Below are 26,979 nucleotides of genomic sequence, written 5' to 3' on the forward strand. Positions count from 1 at the left end.
GCGCGGCGCTGGCGTCCCCCGCCGCGCAGCGCGGCCGCGCAGGACGCGGGGCGACGCCGGGGCCGCGTACCGGTGGCGGAGCATTGCGACGGGCACAAAAAACGCCGGCCCGAAGGCCGGCGTCCAGGTCGCGCGCTGCAGCCGGATGGCTACTTGCTGATGTCGACGTCCTTGGTTTCCTTCAGGAACAGCGTGCCGATGACGAAGGTCATCACCGCCACCACGATCGGATACCACAGGCCGGCGTAGATGTTGCCGGTCAGCAGCACCAGGGCGAAGGCCGTGGTCGGCAGGAAGCCGCCGAACCAGCCGTTGCCGATGTGGTAGGGCAGCGACATCGAGGTGTAGCGGATGCGGGTCGGGAACAGCTCGACCAGCCAGGCCGCGATCGGGCCGTAGACCATGGTGACGTACAGCACCAGGATGGTCAGGATGAGCAGCACCATCGGCTTGTTCATCTGGCTGTTGTCGGCCGCCTTGGGATAGCCGGCGGCGTCGATCGCCGCGGTCAGGTCGGCCTGCAGCTTGGCCTGCGCGGCCGCGGCTTCGTCGCCGGTCAGCGAGCTCAGGTCGACGCTCTGGATCAGGTTGTCGCCGATCCGCACCGCCGCGAGCGAGCCGGCCGGGGCCTCCTCGTTGGTGTAGGTCACGCTGCGCGCATTGAGCAGGTTCTTCACGATGTCGCAGGAGTTGCTGAACTTGACGTGGCTCTTCAGTTCACCCGGCACGAACTGGAACGAGCAGTCCTTCGGGTCCGCCACCACCACCGCCGGGCTCTCCTTGGCCGCGGCGTACAGCGCCGGGTTGCCGAAGTACATCAGGCCCTTGAACAGCGGGAAGTAGGTCAGCGCCGCGAGCAGGCAGCCGGCCATGATGATCGGCTTGCGGCCGATCTTGTCCGACAGCCAGCCGAACAGGATGAAGCCGCCGGTGGCGATCGCCAGCGCCGCCGCGATGAACAGGTTGGCGGTGATCGGATCGACCTTCAGCGTCTGGGTCATGAAGAACAGCGCGTAGAACTGGCCCGCGTACCACACCACGGCCTGGCCGGCGGTCGCGCCCAGCAGGGCCAGCAGCACGATCTTGCCGTTGCTCCAGGTGCCGAAGCTCTCGGTCAGCGGCGCCTTGGAGCGGGTGCCTTCTTCCTTCATCTTCTGGAACAGCGGCGACTCGTTGAGCTGCATGCGGATCCAGATCGAGATGATCAGCAGCAGGAACGAGATCAGGAACGGCACGCGCCAGCCCCACTCGGCGAAGGCCTCGTTGCCCAGCACCATGCGGCAGCCCAGGATCACCAGCAGCGACAGGAACAGGCCCACCGTCGCGGTGGTCTGGATGAAGCTGGTGTACAGGCCGCGCTTGCCCATCGGGGCGTGCTCGGCCACATAGGTCGCCGCGCCGCCGTACTCGCCGCCCAGCGCCAGGCCCTGCAGGCATCGCAGGACGACCAGGATGATGGGTGCCGCGATGCCGATGGTCTCGTACGTGGGCAGGACGCCGACCAGGAAGGTCGAGATGCCCATGATCACGATGGTGATGAGGAAGGTGTACTTGCGTCCGATCAGGTCGCCGAGGCGGCCGAACACGAGCGCGCCGAAGGGGCGGACCGCGAAGCCGGCGGCGAAGGTGAGCAGCGCCATGATGAACGCCGGTCCCGGGGCCAGGGACGAGAAGAAGTGCACCGCGATGACCGCCGCGAGCGAGCCGTAGAGGTAGAAGTCGTACCACTCGAACACGGTGCCGAGGCTCGAGGCCAGGATCACCTTGCGGTGCTCCTTGCTCATGCCGCCGGTCTGGACGGCGGGACTGCGTGCTGCGGTTGTGGACATCGTCGCTTCCTTCAGAAGGTGTATTTGACGGTCGTTTGGATGCGCCTCAGGTCGCCCTTGCGGTCGTCCTCGAGTTCGCGCTGCCCCCAGCCGATCTCGGCGCCGATATCCAGCTTCGGGAACGGGGAGTAGATGAGGTTGGCGTGGAACGACTGCGCACGCTCGGTCGCCGCGAAGCTCGCCAGCCCCCAGCCGGCCAGGCTGCGGTCGTTGTCGAACTCGGCCACCGAGTACATCAGGTTGCTGCGCAGCTTGGGGCTGAAGGCATGGCGCCAGGCCACGAAGCCGCCGGCGCCGTCCTGCGCGTGCAGGTTGCCGTTGGCGTCCACCACCGCGTCCGCGCCCAGGCCGAAGCCCAGGTAACGGCCGATGCCGCTGCCGTAGTTGGCCATCCAGCGGATGTCGTCGCTGGCGCCGAGGTTGAACTTGCCCGACAGGCTCACCGCCGCGCCGGTGTCGCTCTCGTCGCCGGACTTGAGCTGGCGCAGCAGGCCGGCGACGCTGAAGTGGCCCCAGTCGCCCTTGGCCACGTAGCGCGCGGTCAGGTCGGGCAGCGAGTCGCTGCCGCCGCCGTTGTTGCGCGCCGCGGTGGCGATGGTCGAGACCGTGGTGTGCGGGTTCTCCAGCGCCACCGAGAACGGGCCGCTGGTGTAGCGGACCTGCGCCTGGCGCACGAAGGTCGTGCCTTCGGTGACGCCGACGAAGTCGACCGCCTCCGGCAGCGCCGCCACGTCCTGGAAGTTCGACCAGGTCTGGCCGGCCAGCCAGTTGTTCCAGCTCACGAAGGCCTGGCGGATGGTGATGCCGTGGGTGTTGGTCGAGACCTCGTTGCCGAGGTTGGCCGAGCCGCCGCCGAACATGTCGGCTTCGATGTAGGCGCGGAACTTGTCGCCGCCCTCGGTGGTGTGGTCGGCCGCGAACCAGAACCGCGAGAACGCGGCGTGGACATCGGTATAGGGATCCGAATCGACCTCGGCGCCGTTGGCGGCGACCGGGATCGTGCTGGGCACGTAGAACATGCGCCCGGCCGAGCCTTCGGCGATCGGCCCGTCGCTGGTGTCGGTGACCATGGCGTCGAGCTTGATGAAGCCGCCGTAGGTGAACACCGCATCGGGATTGGCCAGGATCGGCTTGGCCTGCACCGGCTTGGCGGCCGGCTGCGCGACCTGGACCTGGTCGAGCCTGGTCTGCGTCTGGGTGATGCTTTCCTGCTGCTGTTGCTGCGACTGCAGCAAGGCCTGGATCTGCGCTTCGAGCTGGGCCACGCGGGCCTCCAGCTCGGCTTCCTTCGCGCTCTGCGCGAAGGCCATGCCCGGCGCGGCCAGGGCGAGCGCCATCGCGGCCGCCAAGGACCGCCGTCCCCTGCCTGTCGTCATCTGAGTTCCCCCGAACACGTGTTCTGACGCGGCGAGGCTGCGCGCGCCGGTGGCCGCTTGCCTATTCGTCTTTGGTAGGGGGAGGCGACAGGGACCGCCGGCTGCCTGCAGCGGCGCGGCCAGCCCGGCACGCGCGGCCGGCCTGCAGCGTCCTGCCGCTGCGCCCGCGTGCCGCCCACCGCGCGCGGGCGGTTGGTAGTATCGGACCGGTTTGGGGAGCCGGACCATGTTCATGAGTGCGCAGACCATCGAGATCGTCGCGACAGTCCTGTTCGCGCTGGCGATCCTGCATACGTTCAGCACCAAGTTCTTCCTGCGCCTGGCCCATCGCCAGCCCGCACATGCCGGCAGCTGGCACCTGCTGGGCGAAGTGGAAGTGGTGTTCGGCATCTGGGCGATGGTGCTGGTGCTGTCGATGGCGCTCCTGGGCGGCGTGTCCGAAGCCACCGCCTACGTGGACTCGCGCAACTTCACCGAACCCATGTTCGTGTTCGCGATCATGGTGATCGCCGGGACGCGGCCGGTGCTGTGGGCGGCCACGCGCCTGGTCGATGGCCTGGCCCGGATGCTGCCTTGGCGCAACGGGCTGGAGTTCTGCTTCAGCGTGCTGGCGCTGGTGCCGCTGCTGGGCTCGTTCATCACCGAGCCGGCGGCGATGACCCTGGCGGCGCTGATGCTGGCCCGCCGCGTCTACGCGGTGAACATCTCGAACAAGGCCAAGTACGCGCTGCTCGGGACGCTGTTCGTCAATGTCTCCATCGGCGGCGTGCTCACCCCGTTCGCGGCGCCGCCGGTGCTGATGGTCGCGGCCAAGTGGAACTGGGATTTCGCCTTCATGATGACGACCTTCGGCTGGAAGGCGATCATCGCGGTGGTGTTCAACGCGGCGGCCGTGGTGTTCGTGTTCCGCAAGGAGCTGGGGCAGCTGCCCGCACCCGAGGCCGGCACGACATCGCCGATGTCGATCCCGCTGGTGATCGTGCACCTGCTGTTCCTGCTCGGGGTGGTCGCGTTCGCCCACCATCCGGCGATGTTCATGGGCATCTTCCTGCTGTTCCTGGGCGTGGCCACCGCCTATCGCCAGTACCAGGACCGCCTGATCCTGCGCGAGGGCCTGCTGGTGGCCTTCTTCCTGGCCGGACTGGTGGTGCTGGGCGGCATGCAGGCGTGGTGGCTCGAACCGCTGCTGATGGGCATGAGCAGCGATGCGGTGTTCTTCGGCGCCGCCGCGCTGACGGCGGTGACCGACAACGCCGCGCTCACCTACCTCGGCTCCCTGGTGGAGGGGCTGAGCGACGAGTTCAAGTACATGCTGGTGGCCGGCGCCGTGGCCGGCGGCGGCCTGACGGTGATCGCCAACGCGCCCAACCCGGCCGGCATGTCGATCGTGCGCCGCTACTTCAACGACGAATCGGTGCATCCGCTGGGGCTGCTGCTCGCGGCGCTACCGCCGACCCTGGTGGCGATCGTCGCGTTGCGCTGGATGTAGCGCGGCGGCCGGTCAGCCGCCGCAGGCGGCACGCATGACCCGGTCGTCGGCCGGCAGCTGCAGCCAGTCCGCATTCTTCAGCTCGCCGCTTCCGTCGAGCTCGACCTCGTCGAGCAGGTCGGCGCGGCGGCGGGCGCGGCAGTCGTAGACCACGCCGAACTGGCGGGTCGGCTCCCAGCGCCCGGCCAGGATGACGCGGGTCAGCACCTGGTCGGGGCGATCGGGATGGCGCCGGTCGGCGCGATGGTCGACCGCGATCAGGCGGTTGGTCAGCGGCACCACGTAGGTCCAAGGCCGGTACCAGGAGCGCGCCTGGTTGGTCGAGGCGACCTCCACCCCGTCGGGGAACGTGCTGGTGGTGCGTTCGAACCAGGAATACTCGAGCCAGATCGCCATCAGCAGCATCCCGGCGCCGGCGGAGGCCGGCACGATCCACTGCGGCAGGCGCCGGCGCAAGGCGATGTTGAGGCTGAGCGCGAGGCCGGCCAGGCCGAAGCCAGCGGCGATGATGGCGATGAACTCGAGCAGCATGGAGGCTCCGGGTGCAAGGTCGGGCGGAGGGCCGGGGTCGATTGTATTCGGGCCCGCCGGGCGCAAGCCCGGGCGGCCCAAAAGCGGCGGCCCGCCCCCGTCGCCGGGAGCGGGCCGCCGTGTTGCGACTGCGCTGGATCAGTGGTGGGCGACGGCAGCGCCCGCGCCGCGCGGGACGCGGATGTCCTCCACCAGGTGCCTGATCTCCTCCGGCACCGGCTTGGTGACCTTCATCGTGATGTAGGCCGCGATGAAGTTGAGCACCGCGCCGACCGCACCGAAGGCCAGCGGCGAGATGCCGAACAGCCAGTTCTCCGGCTTGTCGGCCAGCATGTTGGTCCCCGCGATGAAGAACCAGCCCTTGTAGGTGAACAGGTACACGCTGGTGGAGATCAGGCCGACCAGCATGCCGACCACCGCGCCGGCCGAGTTCATCTTCGTCGAGAAGATGCCCATCATGATCGCCGGGAACAGCGAGCTTGCCGCCAGGCCGAAGGCGAACGCCACGGTCTGGGCCGCGAAACCGGGCGGATTCATGCCCAGCCAGGTCGCCACCACGATCGCGGCGGCCATCGACACGCGTGCGGCGAGCAGTTCGCCCTTCTCGGAAATGTCGGGCTTGAACGTGCGCTTGATCAGGTCATGGCTCACCGCCGAGGAGATCGCCAGCAGCAGGCCCGCCGCCGTGGAGAGCGCCGCGGCCAGGCCGCCCGCCGCGATCAGGGCGATCACCCAGCCGGGCAGGCCGGCGATTTCCGGGTTGGCCAGCACCAGGATGTCCTGGTTGAAGGTGACCATCTCGTTGCCCTGCCAGCCGCGCTCGGCCGCGACCGCGGCGAACTCGGTGCTGCCCTCGTTGTAGGACTGGATCAGGCCGTCGCCGTTCTTGTCCTCGAACTTCAGCAGGCCGGTCTGCTCCCAGGTGCGCATCCAGTCCGGACGCGCCTCGTAGCTCAGCGATTCGGCGCGGGTGCCTTCCGGATAGATCGTGGTCAGGATGTTCAGGCGCGCCATCGCACCCACCGCCGGCGCCACGGTGTAGAGCAGGGCGATGAACACCAGCGCCCAGCCGGCCGACTTGCGGGCATCGGACACCTTGGGCACGGTGAAGAAGCGGATGATCACGTGCGGCAGGCCCGCGGTACCGACCATCAGCGACAGCGTGAACAGGGTCATGTTCAGCGTCGAATCGTGCAGCCCGGTGTAGTCGTTGAAGCCCAGGTCCACCAGGATCTGGTCCAGGCGCGCCAGCAGCGGCATGCCCGACTCGGTGTGGGTCGAGAACAGGCCCAGCTGCGGGATCGGGTTGTCGGTGAGCTGCAGCGAGATGAACACCGCCGGGATGGTGTAGGCGATGATCAGCACGATGTACTGCGCCACCTGGGTGTAGGTGATGCCCTTCATGCCGCCCAGCACCGCGTACACGAACACCACCGCCGAGGCGATCAGCAGGCCGGTGTTGGTGTCCACCTCGAGGAAGCGCGAGAAGGCCACGCCGGCGCCGGTCATCTGCCCGATCACGTAGGTGATCGAGATCATCAGCAGCGCCGCCACGGCCACCAGCCGCGCGGTGCGGCTGTAGTAGCGGTCGCCGATGAAGTCCGGCACCGTGAACCGGCCGAACTTGCGCAGGTACGGCGCCAGCAGCATCGCCAGCAGCACGTAGCCGCCGGTCCAGCCCATCAGGTAGGCCGAGTTGCCGTAGCCGACGAAGGCGATCAGGCCCGCCATCGAGATGAACGAGGCTGCCGACATCCAGTCGGCGGCGGTCGCCATGCCGTTCATCACCGGGTTGACGCTGCGTCCGGCGGCGTAGAACTCGGACGTGGATGCGGCGCGCGCCCAGATCGCGATCGCGATGTAGAGCAGGAACGAGCCGCCGACGAAGATCAGGTTGAGAGTGAACTGGTCCATGGGCGCCCCTTATTCTTCTTCGTGCACGTCGTACTCGCGATCGAGCCGGTTCATGTACCAGGTGTAGTAGAAGATCAGCGCGATGAAGGTCAGGATCGAACCCTGCTGCGCGAACCAGAAGCCCAGGTCGGTGCCGCCGATGCGGATCCCGGCCAGCAAGGGCCTGAGGATGATGCCGAAGCCGTAGGACACCAGCGCCCAGATCACCATGCAGATGGTGATGATCCGGACGTTGGCCTTCCAGTAGTTGATTGGTGTTTTCTCGGACATGTCTGTCTGGCTCCCTCGGGTCAGAAGGTGTACTTGACGGTCGTCTGGATGCGCCTCAGGTCGCCCTTGCGGTCGTCCTCGAGTTCGCGCTGCCCCCAGCCGATCTCGGCGCCGATATCCAGCTTCGGGAACGGGGAGTAGATGAGGTTGGCGTGGAACGACTGCGCACGCTCGGTCGCCGCGAAGCTCGCCAGCCCCCAGCCGGCCAGGCTGCGGTCGTTGTCGAACTCGGCCACCGAGTACATCAGGTTGCTGCGCAGCTTGGGGCTGAAGGCATGGCGCCAGGCCACGAAGCCGCCGGCGCCGTCCTGCGCGTGCAGGTTGCCGTTGGCGTCCACCACCGCGTCCGCGCCCAGGCCGAAGCCCAGGTAACGGCCGATGCCGCTGCCGTAGTTGGCCATCCAGCGGATGTCGTCGCTGGCGCCGAGGTTGAACTTGCCCGACAGGCTCACCGCCGCGCCGGTGTCGCTCTCGTCGCCGGACTTGAGCTGGCGCAGCAGGCCGGCGACGCTGAAGTGGCCCCAGTCGCCCTTGGCCACGTAGCGCGCGGTCAGGTCGGGCAGCGAGTCGCTGCCGCCGCCGTTGTTGCGCGCCGCGGTGGCGATGGTCGAGACCGTGGTGTGCGGGTTCTCCAGCGCCACCGAGAACGGGCCGCTGGTGTAGCGGACCTGCGCCTGGCGCACGAAGGTCGTGCCTTCGGTGACGCCGACGAAGTCGACCGCCTCCGGCAGCGCCGCCACGTCCTGGAAGTTCGACCAGGTCTGGCCGGCCAGCCAGTTGTTCCAGCTCACGAAGGCCTGGCGGATGGTGATGCCGTGGGTGTTGGTCGAGACCTCGTTGCCGAGGTTGGCCGAGCCGCCGCCGAACATGTCGGCTTCGATGTAGGCGCGGAACTTGTCGCCGCCCTCGGTGGTGTGGTCGGCCGCGAACCAGAACCGCGAGAACGCGGCGTGGACATCGGTGTAGGGATCCGAATCGACCTCGGCGCCGTTGGCCGCGACCGGGATCGTGCTGGGCACGTAGAACATGCGCCCCGCCGAGCCTTCGGCGATCGGTCCGTCGCTGGTGTCGGTGACCATGGCGTCGAGCTTGATGAAGCCGCCGTAGGTGAACACCGCATCGGGATTGGCCAGGATCGGCTTGGCCTGCACCGGCTTGGCGGCCGGCTGCGCGACCTGGACCTGGTCGAGCCTGGTCTGCGTCTGGGTGATGCTTTCCTGCTGCTGTTGCTGCGACTGCAGCAAGGCCTGGATCTGCGCTTCGAGCTGGGCCACGCGGGCCTCAAGCTCGGCTTCCTTCGCGCTCTGCGCGAAGGCCATGCCGGGCGCGGCCAGCGCGACCAGCACGGCGGTTGCCAGCAACCGCCTTGGATGGCGTCGTTTCGTCGTCATTGCTCCCTCCCACAGGATGCGCCGCTGTACGCGGTCCCCGGGGAGCCTGACCGCGCACCGTCCCCACGCCTATTCGCCATTGGTCGAATACGACGCGAGCACGCGACGAAGCGGTGCTATGGTCTCCGTTCCACCGCGCCACGCCGCTGCGACTGCAGCGCCAGCCAGCACAGGCCCACCGTGGCCGCGTCTCCCAGCGCGCTGTGGCGACCGAGCACGGGCACGCCGAGCGTGTCGGCGATGTGCTGGAAATCGAGGTTCGGAGGCGCCGCGGGATTGGCGCGCCTCGCGCGCGCGGCGAAGGCGTCGGCCAGGTCGACGCGTGGATTGGGCAGGCCGAAGCCGGTGAGCGCACGCACGTGCGGCGACAGCATCGCCAGGTCGAAGCCCAGGTGGTAGCCGAGCAGGGTGCGGCCCTGCAGCCAGTGCAGGAATTCGCGCACCGCCGTGGTCACCGCGACGCCCGAGGCCGCTTCCTCCGGCGTGATGCGGTGGTGGCGGATGGAATCGATGCCGAACTCGCGCTCGGCGCGGATCCGCCGTTCGAAGCGCTCCGAAGTGAGCACCCGGCCGTCGCGCACGGGCACCGCGGCGAGGCTGAGGATGTGATCGACCTTCGGGTCGAGCCCGGTGGTCTCCAGGTCCAGGCTCACCCATTCGCCCGGCGGCGCCGGCTGCAGCAGGCCGGCCCATTCGCCGTCGCCGATCGTCCGTCTCCGCCACCAGCGCCGCAGCGATCGCATCCTAGTCGCGCAGGTGGAAGCTCTGGCGCACGTGCGCGCGGAAATCCTTGACCACGTGCAGTGCGTCGCGCATCAGCTCGCGGTCCAGCCGCCGCAGCCGCGCCGGATCGATGTGGTTGCCGGGCGGCCGCATGCCGTCCATCGCCGCGAACTGCGCATCCAGGCGCATGTGCTGGAACACGTTGAGCGCCTGCGGCAGGTCGCGCCCGAGCGATGGCGACAGCTCGCCGCATTCGACCAGTGCGGCGCAGCGCTCGCGGCTGCTGGTGGCGCGGACCCCGCGCCGCAGCGCGAGGCAGCGCAGCCCGTGCACGACCGGGAAGATCCCGCCCTTCTTGATGTCGGTCCCGTCGCCGTCGCTCCGCACGCGGCCGAAGAAGGTCAGCGGCGTGGCGAACTCCAGCGTTGCGCCGGCCAGGTGGTGGAGCAGGATCTCGTCGTTCCCGAGCGCCATCAGCGTATCCTTGACCGGCGCGAACAGCGCGGCATTGCCGGCCACCGGGCGCGCGTCGAGCGCGATCGACAGATCGAGCGCGCCCTGGCCGCCATGCACCTGTCTCCACTGGCCGATGCGATCGCGCCAGCCGGCTTCGGTCATCCGCCAGTGCGGGTTGTTGACCATCACCCGGCCGGGGCAGGGCGGATAGCCGACCTGGCCCAGCGCCCGGCTGAAGCGGTCCATGGCGTCGGGCAGGCCGGGCCAGTCGAACCCGTCGGCCAGGACCAGCGCGTTGTCCTGGTCGGTCTTGAGCAGCTGTTCGCGGCGGCCCTCGCTGCCCATCACCAGCAGGCAGATGCCGTCGCGCAGCTCCGCGGGCACCATCAGCTCGAAGATCCGCCCCATGACCAGGCTGTTGAGCGCGCTGACCAGCTCCATCATGTAGGGAATGCGCGCGCCGTGGACGTTGAGGCTGCGCAGCAGCCGGGTCATGCCGGCGGCCGCCTCGGCGATCGCGTCGATGTCGCGCGCGCGCGCCAGGCGCAGGCTGATCAGGTGGGAATGACTGGCGAAGTGCGCCAGCACCTCGGCCATGCCGAGGGTGCCGGCGATGCGGTCGCCCTCGGTGACCACCACGCGTTCGATCTGGCGCTCGGTCATGTCGATCAGCGCCTGGAACAGCACCTCGCCGGTGCCGATGCTGGCCAGCGGGCGGTTCGCCAGCGGGCCGATCGGCGCATCCAGCGACAGCCGCTGACGGGTCAGCGCCTCGAGCAGGTCGGTGCGGGTGACGATGCCGGGCGCCGGGTGCGCGGGATCGTCGACGATCAGGCAATCCACCCGCCGCTCGCGCAGGCGGGCGCTGGCCTGCGCGATGCTGGCCGTGGCATCCAGGCGCTCGGCCGGCGCCAGGTCGGCCTCGCCCACGCGCACCAGCATCAGTTCGGCGGTCTCGCGGCGGTCGCCGCTGCCCGACAGGCGGCCCTTGGTCGCCAGGCCCTCGTTGAAGTAGGCGGCGAAGCGCGGGTTGTCCACCAGCAGCTGGCGGAACAGCGGCGCCGGGATCAGGTGGCTCAGGCAGTCGCCTTCGGTGCGGTAGCTCAGGCGCGCGCGCCCGGCCATCACCGCCCAGGCGCCGATCACGTCGCCCGGGCCGTAATCGGCGAAGCGCTCGCTGCGCCCGCGGTCGTCGACCTGGAAGGCGTGCACCAGGCCCTTGAGGATGACGTAGGCGTGCGGCGACGGCTTTCCCGCCTCGATCAGCGTGGTGCCGCCGGGATGGAAGCCGATGTCCACGCCGGCCTGCAGCCGCTGGCGCCCCGCCTCGTCGAGCAGGTCGAACGGCGGCTGGTCGAGGTCCAGGCCGGGGACGGGATCCATGCGCGCATTGTGCGGCGTGCGCGTCGCGCGGTGAATAGACCAAGGTCTAACCAAGGTCTAACCCGCGCCACATGGCAATGCGGCAAACTGGACGTAGCCACGTTCCGGAGGGTGTGCCGCCATGTCCGATCTGTATCCCGTGCCCGAGGGCTTCGCCGCGCAGGCCAATGTCGGCAAGGCCGACTACGAGCGCGATTACGCCGAATCCGTCCGCGATCCCAACGCGTTCTGGGCGCGTGCGGCCCAGCGCCTGGAATGGATGACGCCGCCGACCCGGATCCGCGACGTCAGCTACGACCGCGGCGATTTCCGCATCCGCTGGTTCGCCGACGGCGAACTCAACGCCAGTGTGAACTGCCTCGACCGGCACCTGGCCACGCGCGGCGACAAGACCGCGCTGGTCTTCGAGCCCGACGATCCGGCGGCCGAGCCGCGCCACGTGACTTACCGCGAGCTGCACGCCCGCGTCTGCCGCCTGGCCAATGCGCTGCGCAGCCTCGGCGTGGGCAAGGGCGACCGGGTCACCATCTACCTGCCGATGATCGTCGAGGCCGCCGTGGCGATGCTCGCCTGCGCCCGCATCGGCGCCGTCCATACCGTGGTATTCGGCGGTTTCTCGGCCAACTCGATCGCCGACCGCGTGCGCGACAGCGGCTCGAAGCTGGTCATCACCGCCGACGAGGGCCTGCGCGGCGGCAAGAAGGTGCCGCTCAAGGCCAATGTCGACGCCGCGCTCAAGCTGCCGGGCACCACCTCGGTGGAGACGGTGCTGGTCGTCCGCCACACCGGCGGCGCGGTCGACATGCAGATGCCGCGCGACCGCTGGTACGACGCGGTCGTCGACGGCCAGCCCGACAGCTGCGAGCCCGAGCGCATGAACGCCGAGGACCCGCTGTTCATCCTCTACACCTCCGGCTCCACCGGCAAGCCCAAGGGCGTGCTGCACACCACCGGCGGCTACCTGCTGTACGCCGCCTACACGCACTGGGCGGTGTTCGACCTCAAGGAGGACGACGTCTACTGGTGCACCGCCGACGTCGGCTGGGTCACCGGCCACAGCTACATCGTGTACGGGCCGTTGGCCAATGGCGCCACCGCGCTGATGTTCGAGGGCGTGCCGAGCTATCCGGACGCCTCGCGCTTCTGGCAGGTGGTCGACCGCCACAAGGTCACGATCTTCTACACCGCCCCGACCGCGATCCGCGCGCTGATGCGCGACGGCGACGAGCCGGTGAAGAGGACCTCGCGCGCCTCGCTGCGCCTGCTGGGCAGCGTCGGCGAACCGATCAATCCCGAGGCCTGGCGCTGGTACCACGAGGTGGTGGGCGACAGCCGCTGCCCGATCGTGGATACCTGGTGGCAGACCGAGACCGGCGGCATCCTGATCACGCCGCTGCCCGGTGCCATCGATGCCAAGCCCGGCTCGGCCACGCTGCCGTTCTTCGGCGTGCGCCCGGCCATCGTCGATGCCGCCGGCAACATCCAGGAGGGCGCGTGCGAGGGCAACCTGGTCCTGCTCGATTCCTGGCCGGGGCAGATGCGCACCGTCTATGGCGACGACCAGCGATTCTTCGACACCTACTTCTCCACCTACCCGGGCATGTATTTCACCGGCGATGGCGCGCGCCGCGACGAGGACGGCTACTACTGGATCACCGGCCGCGTCGACGACGTGATCAACGTGTCCGGCCACCGCATCGGCACGGCCGAGGTCGAGAGCGCGCTGGTGCTGCACCCCAAGGTGGCCGAGGCCGCGGTGGTCGGCTTCCCGCACGACGTCAAGGGGCAGGGCATCTATGCCTACGTGACCCTGGTGGCGGGCGAAACCGAGAGCGACGAGCTGCTCAAGGAACTGGTGGCGCACGTGCGCAAGGAGATCGGGCCGATCGCGTCGCCGGACTTCCTGCAGTGGGCGCCAGGCCTGCCGAAGACGCGCTCGGGCAAGATCATGCGCCGCATCCTGCGCAAGATCGCCGAGAACGCGCCCGACCAGCTCGGCGACACCAGCACCCTGGCCGATCCGTCCGTGGTCGATTCGCTGGTGAAGAACCGCCAGGGCGCCTGACGCCCGGCCGCGACAACGGCGCCGGCCGCTTGCCGGCGCCGCAGCATTCCGTTCCGCAGGAGGCGGAACTCCCCCGATGACGACGATCCTGGTTGCCGACGACCACCCCCTGTTCCGCGAGGCCCTGCGCGGCGTGGTGGGCCGCAACATCCCCGGTGCCGAACTGCACGAGGCCGACAACGCCGACGGCCTGTACGCGATGGCCGACGCCCACCCGGACGCGGACCTGCTGCTGCTGGACCTCAACATGCCCGGCGCCCAGGGCTTCAGCGCCCTGGTCCACCTGCGGGGGCTGCACCCGCAGCTGCCGGTGGTGATGGTGTCCGCGCGCGAGGAGCCGGCCGTGGTCCGGCGCGCGCTCGACCACGGCGCGATGGGCTTCATTCCCAAGTCCTCGAACGCCGACGCGCTGGGTGCGGCGCTGCGGCGCGTGCTCGACGGCGACCGCTTCGTGCCGGATATCGCCGGCGCCGCGCCGCAGACCGCGCAGGACGAGCACGACATCGCCGCGCGCATCCGCGAGCTGACGCCGCAGCAGTTCCGGGTGCTGCAGATGCTCGGTTCGGGCAAGCTCAACAAGCAGATCGGCTACGAGCTGGGCGTGTCGGAAGCGACGATCAAGGCGCACATGAGCGCGATCCTGCGCAAGCTCGGCGCGTCCAACCGCACCCAGGCGGTGCTCATGGCCGGGCGCCTGTCGGTGGACCCGGAGCAGGTGGTGCCCCTGGACGACGAGGACTGAGCTGGCGCGGCGCGCCGGTCAGGCCCGCGCGTCCACCTGCCGCTGCGCGGTGAGGAAGGCGCGCAGCGAAGCCGGACGCACCGGCTTGGTCAGCACCCGGTAGCCGCGCCTGCGCGCTGCCTGCTTGAGCGTGTCGCTGCCGTCGGCGGTGAGCAGCGCGCCGGGAATCTCCCGGCCTGCCGCCGCGCGCAGCGCGTCGAGCGTATCGAGGCCGTCCAGCCGGTCGTGCAGGTGGTAGTCCACCAGCAGCACGTCGGGAGGCTGCCCGGCCACCTTCGCCAGGGCTTCGTCCACGGTCGTGGCCAGCACCGTGGCCACCTGCCAGCGCGACAGCAGTGCCTCCATCCCCGAGAGGATGTCGCGGTCGTTGTCCACGCACAGCACGGTCAGCCCGTGCAGGTCCTGGTCGATGCGCACGCGAGGCGCGGTGCCGGCCTGCGCGGACAGGGCCGTCCCGCGCGGCACCAGGATCGAGAACATGCTGCCGCGGCCCACCACCGATCGCGCGTCCAGCGCATGGCCGAGCAGGCGCGAGATGCGCTGGCAGATCGACAGGCCCAGGCCCAGGCCGCGGCCGTCCCAGTCGAAGGGCTGCTCGTAACGGTGGAATTCCTGGTAGATCTGGCGCATGTGGTGCTCGGGGATGCCCGGACCCGAATCCCAGACCTGCAGCGCGATGCCGTCCCCGCGCGGACGCGCCGCGAGCACGACCCGGCCCCGCGGCGTATAGCGCAGGGCGTTGGCGATGAAGTTCTGCAACACGCGCCGCAGCAGGCGGCGGTCGCTGCGTACCGGCAGGGCCGGCGCATACACCCGGATCGCGATCGAGCGCGCGGCGGCCATCGGCGCGTACTGCGCGGCCAGCTCGCGCAGCAGCGCGCCGGCGTCGAAGTCGACGATCTCCGGCTCCAGCTTGCCGGCGTCCAGGCGCGAGACGTCGAGCAGGCCGTCGAGCAGTTCCTCGGCCGCGCGCAGGGCCGTGTCCACGCGTTCGGCCAGATGCGCCTGTTCCTGCGGATCGGTGCTTTCGCGCAGCGCCGAGGTGAACAGGCGCGCCGCATTGAGCGGCTGCAGCACGTCGTGGCTGACCGCGGTGAGGAAGCGCGAGCGCGATTCCTGCGCGTCCTCGGCCTCGCGCGTGCGTTCGGCCACGCGCTGCTCGAGGTGCTCGTTGATCTCGCGCAGCTCGCGCTCGGCGCGCTTGTAGTCGGTGACGTCGCTGTAGCTGGTGGCGTAGCCGCCGCCCGGCAGCGGCTGGCCGCGCAGCTCCAGCACCTGTCCGCTGGCGCGCACGCGCTCGCTCACGTGGGGCGAGCCCATGCGCATGTACTCGATGCGCTTGGCCACCTCGGCCTCGATCTCCTCGGGCCCGAGCAGGCCGAGTTCGCCGCGCTCGGCGTTGTAGCGGATCAGGTCGGCGACCGGGCGGCCGATGTAGAGCATGCCGTCGGGATAGTCGAACAGCTGCTGGTAACGGCGGTTCCAGGCGACCAGGCACATGTCGCCGTCGACCACGCTCACGCCCTGGTCGATGTTCTCCAGGGTGTTGGACAGGATCTCGCGGTTGAAGCGCAGCTCCTGGCCGGCCTCGTCGAGCACCGCCACGACCTCGCCCACCTCCATGCCCGAGCCCTTGAGCACGCTGGTGACCACCAGGCGCGCCGAGGCCGCGCCGACCGCGGCCGCCAGCAGGCGCTCGGTGAACTGGACCCAGTTGCGGTCGGCGCGCGCGTGCGGCTGCAGCTCCTGCCCCAGTTCGCGGGCACGCTGCTGGAAGGCGCGCTGCGCGGTGCGCTCGCCGACGATGCGGGCGGCGAGCACGCGCAGGTCGCCGAGGGTGACGTTGCCCTTCCATTCGCCGGCCGACAGCGCGCTGCGCTCGGCGTAGGGATCGAGGAAGGGGGCCGCGCGCAGGCGTTCGTCGAGATTGGGTCGCCAGCGCGCCGAGACCAGCAGCAGCGCGCCGATGTTGCCCAGCAGCGACCAGAAGGTGCCGTGGGTGAGCGGGTCCCAGCCCCACAGGCCGAACAGCTGGCGGGGACGGAGCCAGTGGATGCCGAACGGGCCGTCGCGCACCCAGGCCGGGTCGAACCAGCCGGCGTCGGTGAGCGTGGGCAGCAGCAGCGTGTACAGCCACACGCCGAACCCGACCAGCAGGCCCACTTCGGCGCCGCGGCGGCTGGCGCCGTGCCAGTACAGCCCTCCGATCAGCGCGGGCGCGAACTGCGCCACCGCGGCGAAGGACATCAGGCCGAACGAGGCCAGCGAGGCGTCGCTGCCGCTGGCGCGGTAGTAGCCCCAGGCCAGGCCGGCGATGCAGACGATGGCGATGCGGCGGATCCACAGCACGGTCGCGGCGACGTCGCCGCCGTGGCGCTCGGCCCAGCCGCGGCGCAGCAGCAGCGGCATCACCAGGTCGTTGCTGACCATGGTCGCCAGCGCCACGCTGGCCACGATCACCATGCCGGTGGCGGCGGAAAAGCCGCCCACGTAGGCCAGCAGCGCCAGCGTGTCGCGCTGCTCGGCCAGCGGCAGCGCCAGCACGAAGCTGTCGGGCGCCACGTGCGGCGAATTGCCGAACAGCACCATGCCGGCGCTGGCGATCGGCACCACCATCAGCGTGACCACCACCAGGTAGGCGCCGAACATCCAGCGCGCGCGGCGGATGTCGGCGACGTTGCCGCATTCGACGATGGCCACGTGGAACTGGCGCGGCAGGCAGAAGATCGCGGCAAAGGCGAGCAGGCACTGCGCGGCGAAGCCGACCGGCGGCGCCACGTCGACCAGGGCCCGGGTGGCGGCCACGTAGTCGACGTCGCGTGCGCCGAGCCAGCCGGTGGCGAACATGCCCACGGCGACCAGCGCCACCAGCTTGACCAGCGATTCGAGCGCGACCGCCAGCATCATGCCGGGGCGGTGCTCGGTGGCATCGACCTGGCGGGTGCCGAACAGGATCGCGAACAGCGCCATCAGCGCCGCCACGTACAGCGCCGGATCGCCCAGCGCCGGGCCGTTGGGGTCCTGCCCGGCCAGCACCACCAGGCTGATGGCCACCGCCTTGTACTGCAGCGCGAGGTACGGCACCGCGGCGATCAGCGCGATGGTGGCAACCAGGGCCGCCAGCGGCTGCGAACGGCCGAAGCGCGAGGCGATGAAGTCGGCGATCGAGACCGTGTTCTGGCTCTGCGCCACCTTGGCCATGCGCTCGAGGATGCGCCAGCCGAACAGCAGCAACAGCATCGGGCCCAGGTAGATCGGCACATAGCCGATGCCCGACCGCACCGCGGTGCCCACGGCGCCGTAGAAGGTCCAGGACGAGCAGTACACCGCCAGCGCCAGGCTGTAGACCAGCGGGCGCAGCCAGGGGCGCTGTGGATACAGCGGATAGCGGTCGCCGATCCACGCGACCGCGAACAGCAGCGCGGCGTAGCCGACCGACACCAGCAGCAGGACCCAGCCCGGCAGCATCCGACCCTCCCCAGAGTGCGCCCCGGAGTGTATCGCGGACGGTTGCGGACGCGGCGGCGGTGGCCCCCACCCCGGCCCTCCCCCGCAAGCGGGGGAGGGAGCGGTCCAGCATGCGCGTTGCGGTGGCGGTGGCGGTGGCGGTGGCGGTCCGGTCCGGTCCGGTCCGGTCCGGTCCGGTCCGGTCCGGTGCGGTGCGGTGTGGCGCTACGAAGCCCGTCTGCGCCGCGAGCGGCGCAGGGTCGACTGCATGGGCAGACATCTGCGCCTCATGGCTGGTGGTCTCGCCCTGGCCCGGGGGCCAGCGCGGAGCAGTAGCACTGCATCACGCACTTGTATGCCGCATCGAAACGGTTGCCAGTGCTGATGCTGTCCACGCGCGCATCGGCCGCGGAGAAGCGGCGGCAGCAAGGCCGACCCGGCGCCGGCCGCCTCCCCAGCTCGCGGAGAGGGCCGGGAACGAGTCACGTTGCGGCCCTCCGTGGACTCCCTCCCCCGCTCCCGGGGGAGGGCCGGGGTGGGGGGGCGCCGCAACGACGGTCCCGCCCTCACCCGGCACACGCCGCAGTCCCACAACGCAGAAACCCGCCTTGCGGCGGGTTTCGCGGCCCCGGTTCGCACCGGGGGACCATCCGGCGGCCACGCGTCCGCGTGGCCGTCAAATCACTTGATCTTGCCTTCCTTGTAGATCACGTGCTTGCGCACGACGGGATCGTACTTCTTGATCTCCATCTTGCCGGGGGTGTTCTTCTTGTTCTTGTCCGTCGTGTAGAAGTGGCCGGTGTTGGCCGACGAAATCAGACGGATCTTGTCGCGCTTGGATGCCATGACGTCCTGCTCCTCAGATCTTCTCGCCGCGCTTGCGCAGGTCGGCGAGCACGGCGTCGATGCCGTTCTTGTCGATGGTGCGCAGGGCAGCCGTGGAAACGCGCAGCTTCACCCAGCGGTTCTCGCTGGCGACCCAGAACCGGCGCTCGTGCAGGTTCGGCATGAAGCGGCGGCGGGTTTTGTTCATCGCGTGCGACACGTTGTTGCCGGTCGTCGTACGCTTGCCGGTGACTTGGCAGACTCGGGACATTGCACACCTCGAAAGTGTCATGGTGCCCCCCTTGGCCAGGGAGGCGGCGGCCCCGGCGGGCGCGGCCGAAGGGGCCGTGCCTGCCACGCGTTGCGGGTCAGGCGCTGCACGGGGAGGCGGGCGGAAAGCGCGTGTCCGGCCGGTCCATGCCCGGGACGAAAGGCGTCCGGGCGCAGCGAGCCGGGCATTATGCCCGGACGACGGCCTGTGGACAAGTCCGGGTCCCCGAACCGGCTCAGCCGGCGGGCGGCACCGCCCCGGTCCCCACCGGCAGGCGCACGAGCATCAGCGCGGGATCGTCCGGATCGGGCTGCATCGCGAAGCCCAGCTGGGCGCACATCGCCAGCATGCCGCGGTTCTGGCGCAGCACCTGGCCCTCGACCTCGCGCAGGCCCAGCCAGCCGGCCACCTCGATCATGATCGTCATCAGCTGCCAGCCCAGCCCCTGGCCCTTCAGGTCGGAGCGCACCAGGATCCCGTACTCGCCGGTCTCGAAGTTGGCGTCGGCGTGCAGGCGCACCGCACCGAGCATGGTTCCGGCCTCGTCCAGCGCCAGCAGCGCGATCGAGCGCGCGTAGTCCATCTGGGTCAGGCGCGCGATGAACTCGTGGCTGAAATGCCTGACCGACTGGAAGAAGCGCAGGCGCAGGTCCTCGTCGGTGACGTGGCTGAAGAACTCGCGGAACAGCGCCTCGTCCTCCGGCCGCACCGGGCGCACGCGCGCCGGCCGTCCCGAGGCCAGGGTGATGCTGCGCTCCCACTCGCTGGGGTAGGGGAAGATGGCGAAGCGCGGATGGCCGCGGCCGCGGTGCAGGGCCTGGACCGGACCGACCAGGATGCGCGCATCCACGGCCACCGCTCCCCCGGCGTCGGCCAGCAGCGGGTTGAGGCTCATCTGCCGGATCTCGGGCACGTCGGCGGCCAGCTGGGCCAGTTTCACCAGCGCCAGCGCAACCGCGCGCTCGTCGGCCGCAGGCTGGTTGCGGTGGGCCTTGAGCCGTCGTGCCACGCGGGTGCGCCCGATCAGCTCGTGGGCCAGGCGCAGGTCCAGCGGCGGCAGCGCCAGCGCCAGGTCGTCGATCACCCGCACCGCGGTGCCGCCGCGGCCGAACACGATCACCGGGCCGAACACCGGGTCGTCGGCGATCGCCGCGATCAGTTCGCGCGCATGCGGACGGTCGACCATGGCCTGCACCGTGACCCCGCGGATCCGGGCATCCGGACGCCGCTCGCGCGCCAGGCGCAGCACGTCGGCGGTCGCGTCGCGCACTGCCCGCGCGCTGGCCAGGTTGAGCCGGACGCCGTCGATCGCGCTTTTGTGGGCGACATCGGGCGAGTCGATCTTCACCGCCACCAGGCGGCCGGCCTCGAGTAGCGGCGTCGCCGCGTCGACGGCGGCGTCGGGACCGGCCGCCGCCAGCGGCGGCTCGTACGCCAGGCCGTAGGCGGCGAGGATGCGCGCGGTGAGTTGCGGGTCGAGCTGCACCTCGCCGCGCGCCACCGCGGCCTGCACCAGTGCGCGCGCGGCCGCCGCGTCCACGGTGAAGTCCGCCGGCAGGCTGGGCGGGGTTTCCATCAGTGCCTGCTGCGCTTCGCGGTAGCGCACCAGGTGCATGAAGCCGTTCACCGCCTCGGTCTCGGTGGCGTACACCGGCAGCTGCGCGGCATGCAGGGCGGCGTGCGCTTGCGGATCGTTCGACAGCCACACCGCGAACACCGGCTTGCGCGCGGCCGCGCCCCGGCGCCGCGCCAGCGCCCCGGCCAGCGCCTGCGCCGACTCGGTGGGCGGCGACAGCGCCGTCGGCACGTTGACCACCAGCAGCGCGTCGTTGTCGGGGTCGGCCAGCAGCCCTTCGACCGCGGTCGCGTAGCGCGCGCCATCCGCATCGACCACGATGTCGACCGGGTTGTCGTGCGACCAGCCGCCTCCCAGCACGCCGTCGAGCGCCTGGCGGGTCTGGGGCGACAGCGCCGCCAGGGTGCCGCCCAGGCGCTGCAGCTGCTGCGCGGCGAGCATGCCCACGCCGCCGCCGTTGCCCAGGATCGCCAGACGCCGTCCCGGGAAGGTCCGCAGCGTACCCAGCGTCTCGGCGGCGGCGAACAGGTCGTCCAGCGCGTCCACCTGCAGCAGGCCCGCGCGGCGGAACGCCGCCGCGTGCACCGCGTCCGGCGGCGCCAGCGCGCGCAGTCCGATCTCGGCGATGCTCTGCGGCGGCTGCGGCCGCGCCGGCTTCACCACCACCACCGGCTTGGCGCGCGCCGCGGCGCGCGCGGCCGACATGAACTTGCGCGCATCGCCGATGCGTTCGACGTAAAGCAGGATCGAGCGGGTACGCGGATCGGTGGCGAGGTAGTCGAGCAGGTCCGCGAAATCGACGTCCAGCGCGTCGCCCAGCGACACCACCTTGGAGAACCCCACCGAGCGCGACATGCCCCATTCGATCAGGGCCGCGGCGATCGCGCTCGACTCCGACACCAGCGCCAGTTCGCCCGGCTGCGGCATGCCGGCGGCGATGCTGGCGTTGAGCCCGGCGTGCGGGGAGACGATGCCCAGGCAGTGCGGCCCGAGAATGCGCATGCCGCGCGGGCGCGCGGCGCGTTCGATGCGCGCGTGGAAGTCGTCGCGCCCGGGTCCGAACTCGGCGGTGAGCAGGACGGCCGCGGCGACGCCGAGCGCGGCGGCCTCCTCGACCAGGGCCGGGACCACGGCCGCCGGCGCGGTGATCACCGCCAGCTCCGGCACCCAGCCCAGCTCGCGCAGGCGGCGCACCGTGGCGATGCCGTCGATCTCGCGATGCCGGGGCGTGACCCAGCCGATGCGGCCGGCATAGCCCGAGGCGCGCAGGTTGCGCATCACCGCGCGCCCGGCCGAACGCGCGCGCGGGCTGCCGCCCACCACCGCGATGGAGGCGGGCGCAAACACCGAATCCAGGCGCCAGGTGCTCATGCGGCACAGTATCGCGCGATGCGGTGGCGGCCGCGTGGGCGCCGCAGGCTGCGAGGTCAGCGGCCCTGGCGGTTGCGCAGCCGCTCCAGCACGCCGTCCAGCGCGTCGAGGTTGGCGTAGTGGATCACCAGCTTGCCCTTGTTGGCGCGGCCGTTGTGGATGCTGACCTTGGCGCCCAGCGATTCGGACAGCTCGTTTTCCAGCGTGGCGATGTCCGGCGGCACGGGTGCCTTGGCCGAGGTCTTCTTCTTCGGCGAGCCGGGCACCTTGCCGGCGGCGAACTGCGCCGCGCGGTGCTCCACCTCGCGCACCGACCAGCCGTGTTCGGCGGCATCGTTGGCCAGCTTGACCGCCAGCTCCGGGGCCAGGGTCAGCAGCGCGCGCGCATGGCCCATCTCCAGTCGCCGCCCCTCGACCAGGGCGCGGATCGGCGCCGGCAGTTCCAGCAGGCGCAGCAGGTTGGACACCGCGGCGCGCGAACGTCCCACCGCCTCGGCGGCGGCGGCGTGGGTGAGGTCGAACTCGTCGATCAGGCGCTGCAGGGCCTGCGCCTCCTCGAGCGGGTTGAGGTCCTCGCGCTGGATGTTCTCGATCAGCGCCATCGCCACGACGGTGCGGTCGTCGACCTCGCGCACCACCACCGGTACCTCGGCCAGGCCGGCTTCCTTCGAGGCGCGCCAGCGGCGCTCGCCGGCGATGATCTCGTAGGTGCGGTCGGGCAGTGCGCGCACCACGATCGGCTGGATCACGCCCTGGGCCTTGATCGACTCGGCCAGTTCGGTGAGCTTGGCCGCGTCCCACTGCCGGCGCGGCTGGTACTTGCCCGAGCGCAGCGCGTCGACCGGCAGGCTGCGCAGCGCGTCCTCCGGCGCGGCCTCGAGGCGGGGGGCTTCCGCGGCGGCCTTCGGCCCGAGCAGGGCCTCCAGGCCACGGCCGAGGCCGCGCTTCTTCGCGGGCGCGGACTTGGCGGTGGTCATGCCGGGGTCTCCGTCACGTTGGCTTCCTTCTGCTGGGGTTCGCGTGCGGCCTGCTCGCGCTCGCGGCGGCGACGCTCCACCTCCCCGGCCAGGCCGAGGTAGGCGATGCCGCCGCGCGAGGCGCGGTCGTAGCCGATGATGCTCTGGCCGTGGCTGGGCGCCTCGGCCAGGCGCACGTTGCGCGGCACGATGGTGCGGAACACCTTGTCGCCGAAATGCTCGACCAGTTCGGCCGAGACCGCGTTGGCCAGGTTGTTGCGCACGTCGAACATGGTGCGCAGCACGCCTTCGATTTCCAGGCCCGGGTTGAGCTGCGCCTTGAGCGCGTCGATGGTCTGCAGCAGCGCGGTCAGGCCCTCGAGCGCGTAGTACTCGCACTGCATCGGCACCAGCACGCTGTCGGCGGCGGTGAGCGCGTTGAGGGTGAGCAGCGACAGCGCCGGCGGGCAGTCGATGACGATGTAGTCGTAGCGCGGGCGCAGCGGCTCGAGCGCGCGCTTGAGGCGCTGTTCGCGGCCGGCCTCGTCCATCAGCTCGATCTCGGCCGCGGTCAGGTCGGTGTTGCCCGGCAGCAGGTCGTAGCCCTCGGCCGTCTCCATCAGCGCGTCTTCGGCGTGCACTTCCTCGAGCAGCACGTCGCAGGTGGACGCGGGCAGGTCGCGCTTGTCGATGCCGCTGCCCATGGTGGCGTTGCCCTGGGCGTCGAGATCGATCAGCAGCACCCGCTTCGGAATGGCGGCGAGCGCGGCGGCCAGGTTGACGGCGGTGGTGGTCTTGCCGACGCCGCCCTTCTGGTTGGCGATGGCGATGATGCGGGCCATGGGTCCGGGAGCCTTTTGTAGCGGCGGAGGTTGGCCGCAGGGCGCGGCCCGGACAGGGGATTATGCCGCGCCTTCGCCCAATCGGCTTGGATCATGGCCGATCGGGCCGGTCGAGGCGCGATCCGGCCCGTCCATCGCCCTCAGCCGGCGCGTTCGACCACCACCAGATGGCGCTCGGCAGCCAGACCGGGCACCTGCAGGGGATGCACCGCCTGCAGCCGCCAGCCGGCCGGCAGGGCCGCGATCTCCTCGTCCGGGCGCACGCCCTTCATCGCCAGCAGGCGGCCGGCGGGACCTGGCAGGTGGCCGCCGACGGCCAGGATCTCGGGCAGGGTGGCCAGCGCGCGCGCGGTGATCGCGTCGTAGGCGCCGGGCTCGTCGAGCGCCTCGGCGCGGCGCTCGGCCACGCGCGCGTTGCGCAGGCCGAGGCTGCGGACGGCTTCGCGCAGGAACCGCGCCTTCTTGCCGGCCGACTCGACCAGGGTCACCTGCAGCTGCGGGCGCGCCAGCGCCAGCGGAATGCCGGGCAGGCCGGGGCCGGTGCCCAGGTCGGCCAGGGTGGCGATGCCGTCCAGGTAGGGATGCATCGCCAGCGAGTCGAGCAGGTGCAGGACCACCATCTGCTTCGGATCGCGGATGGCGGTGAGGTTGTAGGTGGCGTTCCAGCGCTGCAGCAAGGCCAGGTAGTCGAGCAGCGGCCGGGCCAGTTCCGGGGCCAGGCCGAGCGTATCGAGGCCGGCGTCGAGGTCGGCGCGCAGGGCGGGATCGGGGTCGGTCATGGCGTCATTGTAGGCAGCCGCGGCGCCTGCACGGCGGGTGCGCAAGCGCTAGCGCGGACAGGCAGCCGCGTCCGCGGGCCAGCGCCGCCAGGCCAGGGTGGCGAGGTAACCGGGGCCGGGACTGAAGGCGTGCAGCCGCCAGTCCGCGGGTGCGCCCAGCGCCGGATCGCAGGCGCTCAGCCGCCAGCCTTCGCCGTCGGGCGTGAACTCCAGCCGCTCCAGGCCGAAGGCGATCCCGCGGCCGTGCGCCTTGAGCACCGCCTCCTTGGCGCACCACAGCCGCACGAACCAGCGCTCGGCCAGATCGTGCGGCAGCGCCGCCAGCGCCTGGGCCTCGCCCGGAGTGAAGAAGCGCCGGGCCAGGGTCATCGCATTGGGCCGCGGCCGCAGCCATTCGATGTCGGCCCCGATGCGCGCGCCGCGCGCCAGCGCCACCAGCAGGCGCTCGCCGCTGTGGCTCCAGTTGGCGTCGCAGTCGCCATGCCCGGGGTCCAGGTGCGGTCGTCCGTGCGCATCGCGCTCCAGGCCCAGCGCGGCCTCCGGGACGGCCAGCGCCTGCGACAGCCAGCGCCGCGCCTGCGGCTCGGCCGGTTCGCCGCGGCGGTAGGGAAACCAGGCGCAACGCACCGGACCGACGGCGAGGCTGTGCTCGGAACTGGACATCGGCGCGGCGCGGATCCTTCGTCGTACTGGCGCGCCAGCGTAAGCTAGCCGGCGTGGCGGCGCGAACGGACCGCCGGTCGGGACGCATGTCGGCAGTCATCCAGCACAGCACGCAACAGTCGCCTGCCGCATCGGCTGCGCTGCCTTCGGGCGCGCCGGCGGGGCGCTTTTCCTTCGATGCCACCGGCGCCACCACGCGCGCGCAGTTCGCGGCCCACGTGCGCGCGCTGGCCGCGCGCCTGCCCGAGGCCGCGCACGCGGTGAACCTGTGCGAGGACCGCTACCGCTTCCTGGTGGCGTTCTGCGCGGTGGCCGTGCGTGGCCAGTCCAACCTGCTGCCGCCCAGCCGCACGCGCGCGGCGATCGACGAGGTCCGCGCGCAGTATCCGGACAGCTACTGCATCGGCGATGGCGATGCCTGCGGCTGCGACGCCGGGCTGCGCCCCGAGGGCCATTTCATCGCCCTGCCGCATGAGCTGCCGGCGCTGGAGGGCGCGCCGCTGCATGTCGACGATGCGGCGGTGGTCGCGATCGGGTTCACCTCGGGCAGCACCGGCAAGCCATCGGCCAACGCGAAGACGCTGGGATCGTTCCGCACCAGCACCGCGCAGAACCTGGCGGCGCTGGCCAGCCTGTGGCCCGAGGCATGCCTGCCGGACGTGGTGGCCACCGTGCCGCCGCAGCACATGTACGGCGTCGAGCTGTCGGTGATGCTGCCGCTGCTCGGCGGCGGCGCCGTGCACCGCGGGCGCCCGTTCTTTCCCGACGACATCGCGCGCGCGCTGGCCGAGGCGTCGACGCCCCGCCTGCTGGTGAGCACGCCGGTGCACCTGCGCGCGCTGCTCGAATCGGGCGTCGCGCTGCCGCCGCTGGCCGGCATCGTCACCGCGACCGCACCGCTGCCGGCCGAACTCGCGGCCGAGGCCGAAGCGCGCTTCGGCTGCGAGGTGCGCGAGACCTTCGGGTCGACCGAGACCTGCATCTTCGCCTTCCGCCGCACCGCGCGGGACAGCGCCTGGACGCCGTACCCGGGCGTGCGCCTGCAGCCCCGGCCCGACGGGACCCTGGTGTCGGCGCCGCACCTGGCACAGCCGGTGCTGCTGGCCGACCTGTTCGGACTGCAGGACGACGGCCGCTTCGTCCTGCACGGCCGCCAGGCCGACCTGCTCGAGATCGCGGGCAAGCGCGCGTCGCTGGCCGACCTGACCCGCCGCCTGCTGGCGATCCCGGGCGTGCGCGACGGCGCGATGGTCCAGCTCGATGCGCAAGCCGGCGGCGTGCGCCGCATCGCCGCGCTGTTCGTGGGCGATGGCATCGACGAACGCGACGTGCGCGAGGCGCTGCGCCGCAGCGTCGACCCGGTGTTCCTGCCGCGCCCGCTGCGCCGCGTGCAGGCGCTGCCTCGCAACGAGACCGGCAAGCTGCCGCGCGAAGCACTGCTGCGGATGCTGCAGGGCAGCGACGCCGCGTCCTGAGCCCGCGCCAGGCCGCAGCGCCCGCGCGCCGCCGCTTCGAGCGGACTGCAAGCCCGCTGCGCAGCCGCTGCTGCGCTGACATCGCCGTCACGATCCCGCTGCCAGCATGGCGCCCACTCCGAACGGGAGTGCGACCATCAATTCACCGGGAGACAGCGCATGGGCATCATCGTCTGGTTGATCGTCGGCGGCATCGTTGGCTGGCTGGCGAGCATCATCATGAGGCGCGACGCGCAGCAGGGCATCCTGCTCAACATCATCGTGGGCATCATCGGCGCCATGATCGGCGGCTGGCTGATCGGCCCGATGCTCGGTGCCGGTTCGATCAACGACGGCATCACGGTCATGAGCTTCATCGTCTCGCTGATCGGCGCGGTGATCCTGCTCGCGATCGTCAACCTGTTCCGCCGCGGGAGTGTCCGCTGACGCGACCACGTCATGCATGGACGCGGGAAGGCCCGGCTGCGCCGGGCCTTTTTTTTTCGCCCGGGTTTTCGCCCACGGTTGCCGCCGCCTATGCATCGATGAACGCAAGCCCGCGGACATCCGCGCGTTTCACCCGTGGTTGAAGGCGTGGCTCCCAGCATGCGCACTCCCCCGATGCA

At 70.9% G+C, this 26,979-nt stretch carries 21 protein-coding genes; 5 read left to right on the forward strand and 16 right to left on the reverse strand.

Annotation, left to right across the window (positions count from 1 at the left end; all coding sequences use genetic code 11):
- Window positions 1-149 precede the first annotated feature (149 nt).
- The gene (locus ACFQ2D_RS05955) at window positions 150-1,829 is read right to left on the reverse strand and encodes an MFS transporter (protein WP_280943845.1); all 1,680 of its coding nucleotides are present in this window, start codon (window positions 1,827-1,829) and stop codon (window positions 150-152) included.
- An 11-nt stretch (window positions 1,830-1,840) separates the two neighbouring features.
- Window positions 1,841-3,166 carry a DcaP family trimeric outer membrane transporter gene (locus tag ACFQ2D_RS05960; RefSeq protein WP_386795564.1) on the reverse strand — a complete coding sequence of 442 codons (1,326 nt, stop codon included), beginning with the start codon at window positions 3,164-3,166 and terminating at the stop codon, window positions 1,841-1,843.
- Between the two features lie 271 nt (window positions 3,167-3,437).
- On the opposite strand from ACFQ2D_RS05960, the gene ACFQ2D_RS05965 reads away from it, so the two are divergent.
- Window positions 3,438-4,694, forward strand: a complete 1,257-nt coding sequence (locus ACFQ2D_RS05965; protein WP_280943401.1) for a putative Na+/H+ antiporter — start codon at window positions 3,438-3,440, stop codon at window positions 4,692-4,694.
- Window positions 4,695-4,706: 12 nt separating this feature from the next.
- Here ACFQ2D_RS05965 and ACFQ2D_RS05970 read toward each other — a convergent pair whose 3' ends face one another.
- From ACFQ2D_RS05970 to ACFQ2D_RS05995, 6 genes are all read right to left on the reverse strand, one after another.
- A complete protein-coding gene (locus ACFQ2D_RS05970) occupies window positions 4,707-5,225 on the reverse strand; it encodes a hypothetical protein (RefSeq protein ID WP_280943399.1) in 519 nt (172 codons plus the stop codon).
- A 138-nt stretch (window positions 5,226-5,363) separates the two neighbouring features.
- Window positions 5,364-7,139 (reverse strand): sodium:solute symporter family protein, encoded by a 1,776-nt coding sequence (locus ACFQ2D_RS05975; protein ID WP_280943398.1) that lies wholly within the window; start codon window positions 7,137-7,139, stop codon window positions 5,364-5,366.
- Window positions 7,140-7,148: 9 nt separating this feature from the next.
- Window positions 7,149-7,409 (reverse strand): DUF4212 domain-containing protein, encoded by a 261-nt coding sequence (locus tag ACFQ2D_RS05980; protein ID WP_280943397.1) that lies wholly within the window; start codon window positions 7,407-7,409, stop codon window positions 7,149-7,151.
- 20 nt (window positions 7,410-7,429) lie between these two features.
- Window positions 7,430-8,800: a DcaP family trimeric outer membrane transporter gene (locus tag ACFQ2D_RS05985; RefSeq protein WP_386795565.1), complete on the reverse strand. Its 1,371-nt coding sequence runs from the start codon at window positions 8,798-8,800 to the stop codon at window positions 7,430-7,432.
- Between the two features lie 116 nt (window positions 8,801-8,916).
- The gene (locus ACFQ2D_RS05990) at window positions 8,917-9,543 is read right to left on the reverse strand and encodes an exonuclease domain-containing protein (RefSeq protein WP_280942933.1); all 627 of its coding nucleotides are present in this window, start codon (window positions 9,541-9,543) and stop codon (window positions 8,917-8,919) included.
- Between the two features lies 1 nt (window position 9,544).
- Complete coding sequence (locus tag ACFQ2D_RS05995; protein WP_280942934.1) at window positions 9,545-11,362, reverse strand: putative nucleotidyltransferase substrate binding domain-containing protein; 1,818 nt, start codon at window positions 11,360-11,362, stop codon at window positions 9,545-9,547.
- Between the two features lie 121 nt (window positions 11,363-11,483).
- Here ACFQ2D_RS05995 and acs point away from each other — a divergent pair, with 121 nt between their 5' ends.
- On the forward strand, window positions 11,484-13,427 hold the full coding sequence (acs, locus tag ACFQ2D_RS06000) for an acetate--CoA ligase (protein ID WP_280942935.1): 1,944 nt from the start codon (window positions 11,484-11,486) through the stop codon (window positions 13,425-13,427).
- 76 nt (window positions 13,428-13,503) lie between these two features.
- Window positions 13,504-14,169, forward strand: a complete 666-nt coding sequence (locus ACFQ2D_RS06005) for a response regulator transcription factor (protein WP_280942936.1) — start codon at window positions 13,504-13,506, stop codon at window positions 14,167-14,169.
- Window positions 14,170-14,187: 18 nt separating this feature from the next.
- On the opposite strand, the gene ACFQ2D_RS06010 is transcribed toward ACFQ2D_RS06005, so the two are convergent.
- The 8 genes from ACFQ2D_RS06010 to ACFQ2D_RS06045 all read right to left on the reverse strand — a co-directional run bounded on the left by ACFQ2D_RS06010 (window position 14,188) and on the right by ACFQ2D_RS06045 (window position 24,899).
- On the reverse strand, window positions 14,188-17,637 hold the full coding sequence (locus ACFQ2D_RS06010) for a hybrid sensor histidine kinase/response regulator (protein ID WP_280942937.1): 3,450 nt from the start codon (window positions 17,635-17,637) through the stop codon (window positions 14,188-14,190).
- Between the two features lie 660 nt (window positions 17,638-18,297).
- A complete protein-coding gene (gene rpmG, locus ACFQ2D_RS06015) occupies window positions 18,298-18,462 on the reverse strand; it encodes a 50S ribosomal protein L33 (protein ID WP_027070918.1) in 165 nt (54 codons plus the stop codon).
- Between the two features lie 13 nt (window positions 18,463-18,475).
- A complete protein-coding gene (rpmB, locus tag ACFQ2D_RS06020; RefSeq protein ID WP_280942938.1) occupies window positions 18,476-18,712 on the reverse strand; it encodes a 50S ribosomal protein L28 in 237 nt (78 codons plus the stop codon).
- 235 nt (window positions 18,713-18,947) lie between these two features.
- Window positions 18,948-21,659: a bifunctional acetate--CoA ligase family protein/GNAT family N-acetyltransferase gene (locus ACFQ2D_RS06025; protein WP_280942939.1), complete on the reverse strand. Its 2,712-nt coding sequence runs from the start codon at window positions 21,657-21,659 to the stop codon at window positions 18,948-18,950.
- Window positions 21,660-21,715: 56 nt separating this feature from the next.
- Window positions 21,716-22,636, reverse strand: a complete 921-nt coding sequence (locus ACFQ2D_RS06030; RefSeq protein ID WP_280942940.1) for a ParB/RepB/Spo0J family partition protein — start codon at window positions 22,634-22,636, stop codon at window positions 21,716-21,718.
- The gene (locus tag ACFQ2D_RS06035; RefSeq protein WP_280942941.1) at window positions 22,633-23,457 is read right to left on the reverse strand and encodes a ParA family protein; all 825 of its coding nucleotides are present in this window, start codon (window positions 23,455-23,457) and stop codon (window positions 22,633-22,635) included. The genes ACFQ2D_RS06030 and ACFQ2D_RS06035 overlap by 4 nt, the downstream gene beginning before the upstream one ends.
- A gap of 140 nt (window positions 23,458-23,597) precedes the next feature.
- Complete coding sequence (gene rsmG, locus ACFQ2D_RS06040) at window positions 23,598-24,236, reverse strand: 16S rRNA (guanine(527)-N(7))-methyltransferase RsmG (protein ID WP_280942942.1); 639 nt, start codon at window positions 24,234-24,236, stop codon at window positions 23,598-23,600.
- A 48-nt stretch (window positions 24,237-24,284) separates the two neighbouring features.
- Complete coding sequence (locus tag ACFQ2D_RS06045) at window positions 24,285-24,899, reverse strand: 4'-phosphopantetheinyl transferase family protein (RefSeq protein ID WP_280942943.1); 615 nt, start codon at window positions 24,897-24,899, stop codon at window positions 24,285-24,287.
- A gap of 86 nt (window positions 24,900-24,985) precedes the next feature.
- On the opposite strand from ACFQ2D_RS06045, the gene ACFQ2D_RS06050 reads away from it, so the two are divergent.
- On the forward strand, window positions 24,986-26,374 hold the full coding sequence (locus ACFQ2D_RS06050; protein WP_280942944.1) for an AMP-binding protein: 1,389 nt from the start codon (window positions 24,986-24,988) through the stop codon (window positions 26,372-26,374).
- 159 nt (window positions 26,375-26,533) lie between these two features.
- Window positions 26,534-26,800, forward strand: coding sequence for a GlsB/YeaQ/YmgE family stress response membrane protein (locus ACFQ2D_RS06055; protein WP_280942945.1), 267 nt, complete (start codon window positions 26,534-26,536; stop codon window positions 26,798-26,800).
- Window positions 26,801-26,979 lie beyond the last annotated feature (179 nt).

The sequence above is a fragment of the Luteimonas composti genome (assembly GCF_042678665.1).
GTDB classification, from domain to species: Bacteria; Pseudomonadota; Gammaproteobacteria; order Xanthomonadales; family Xanthomonadaceae; genus Luteimonas; species Luteimonas composti.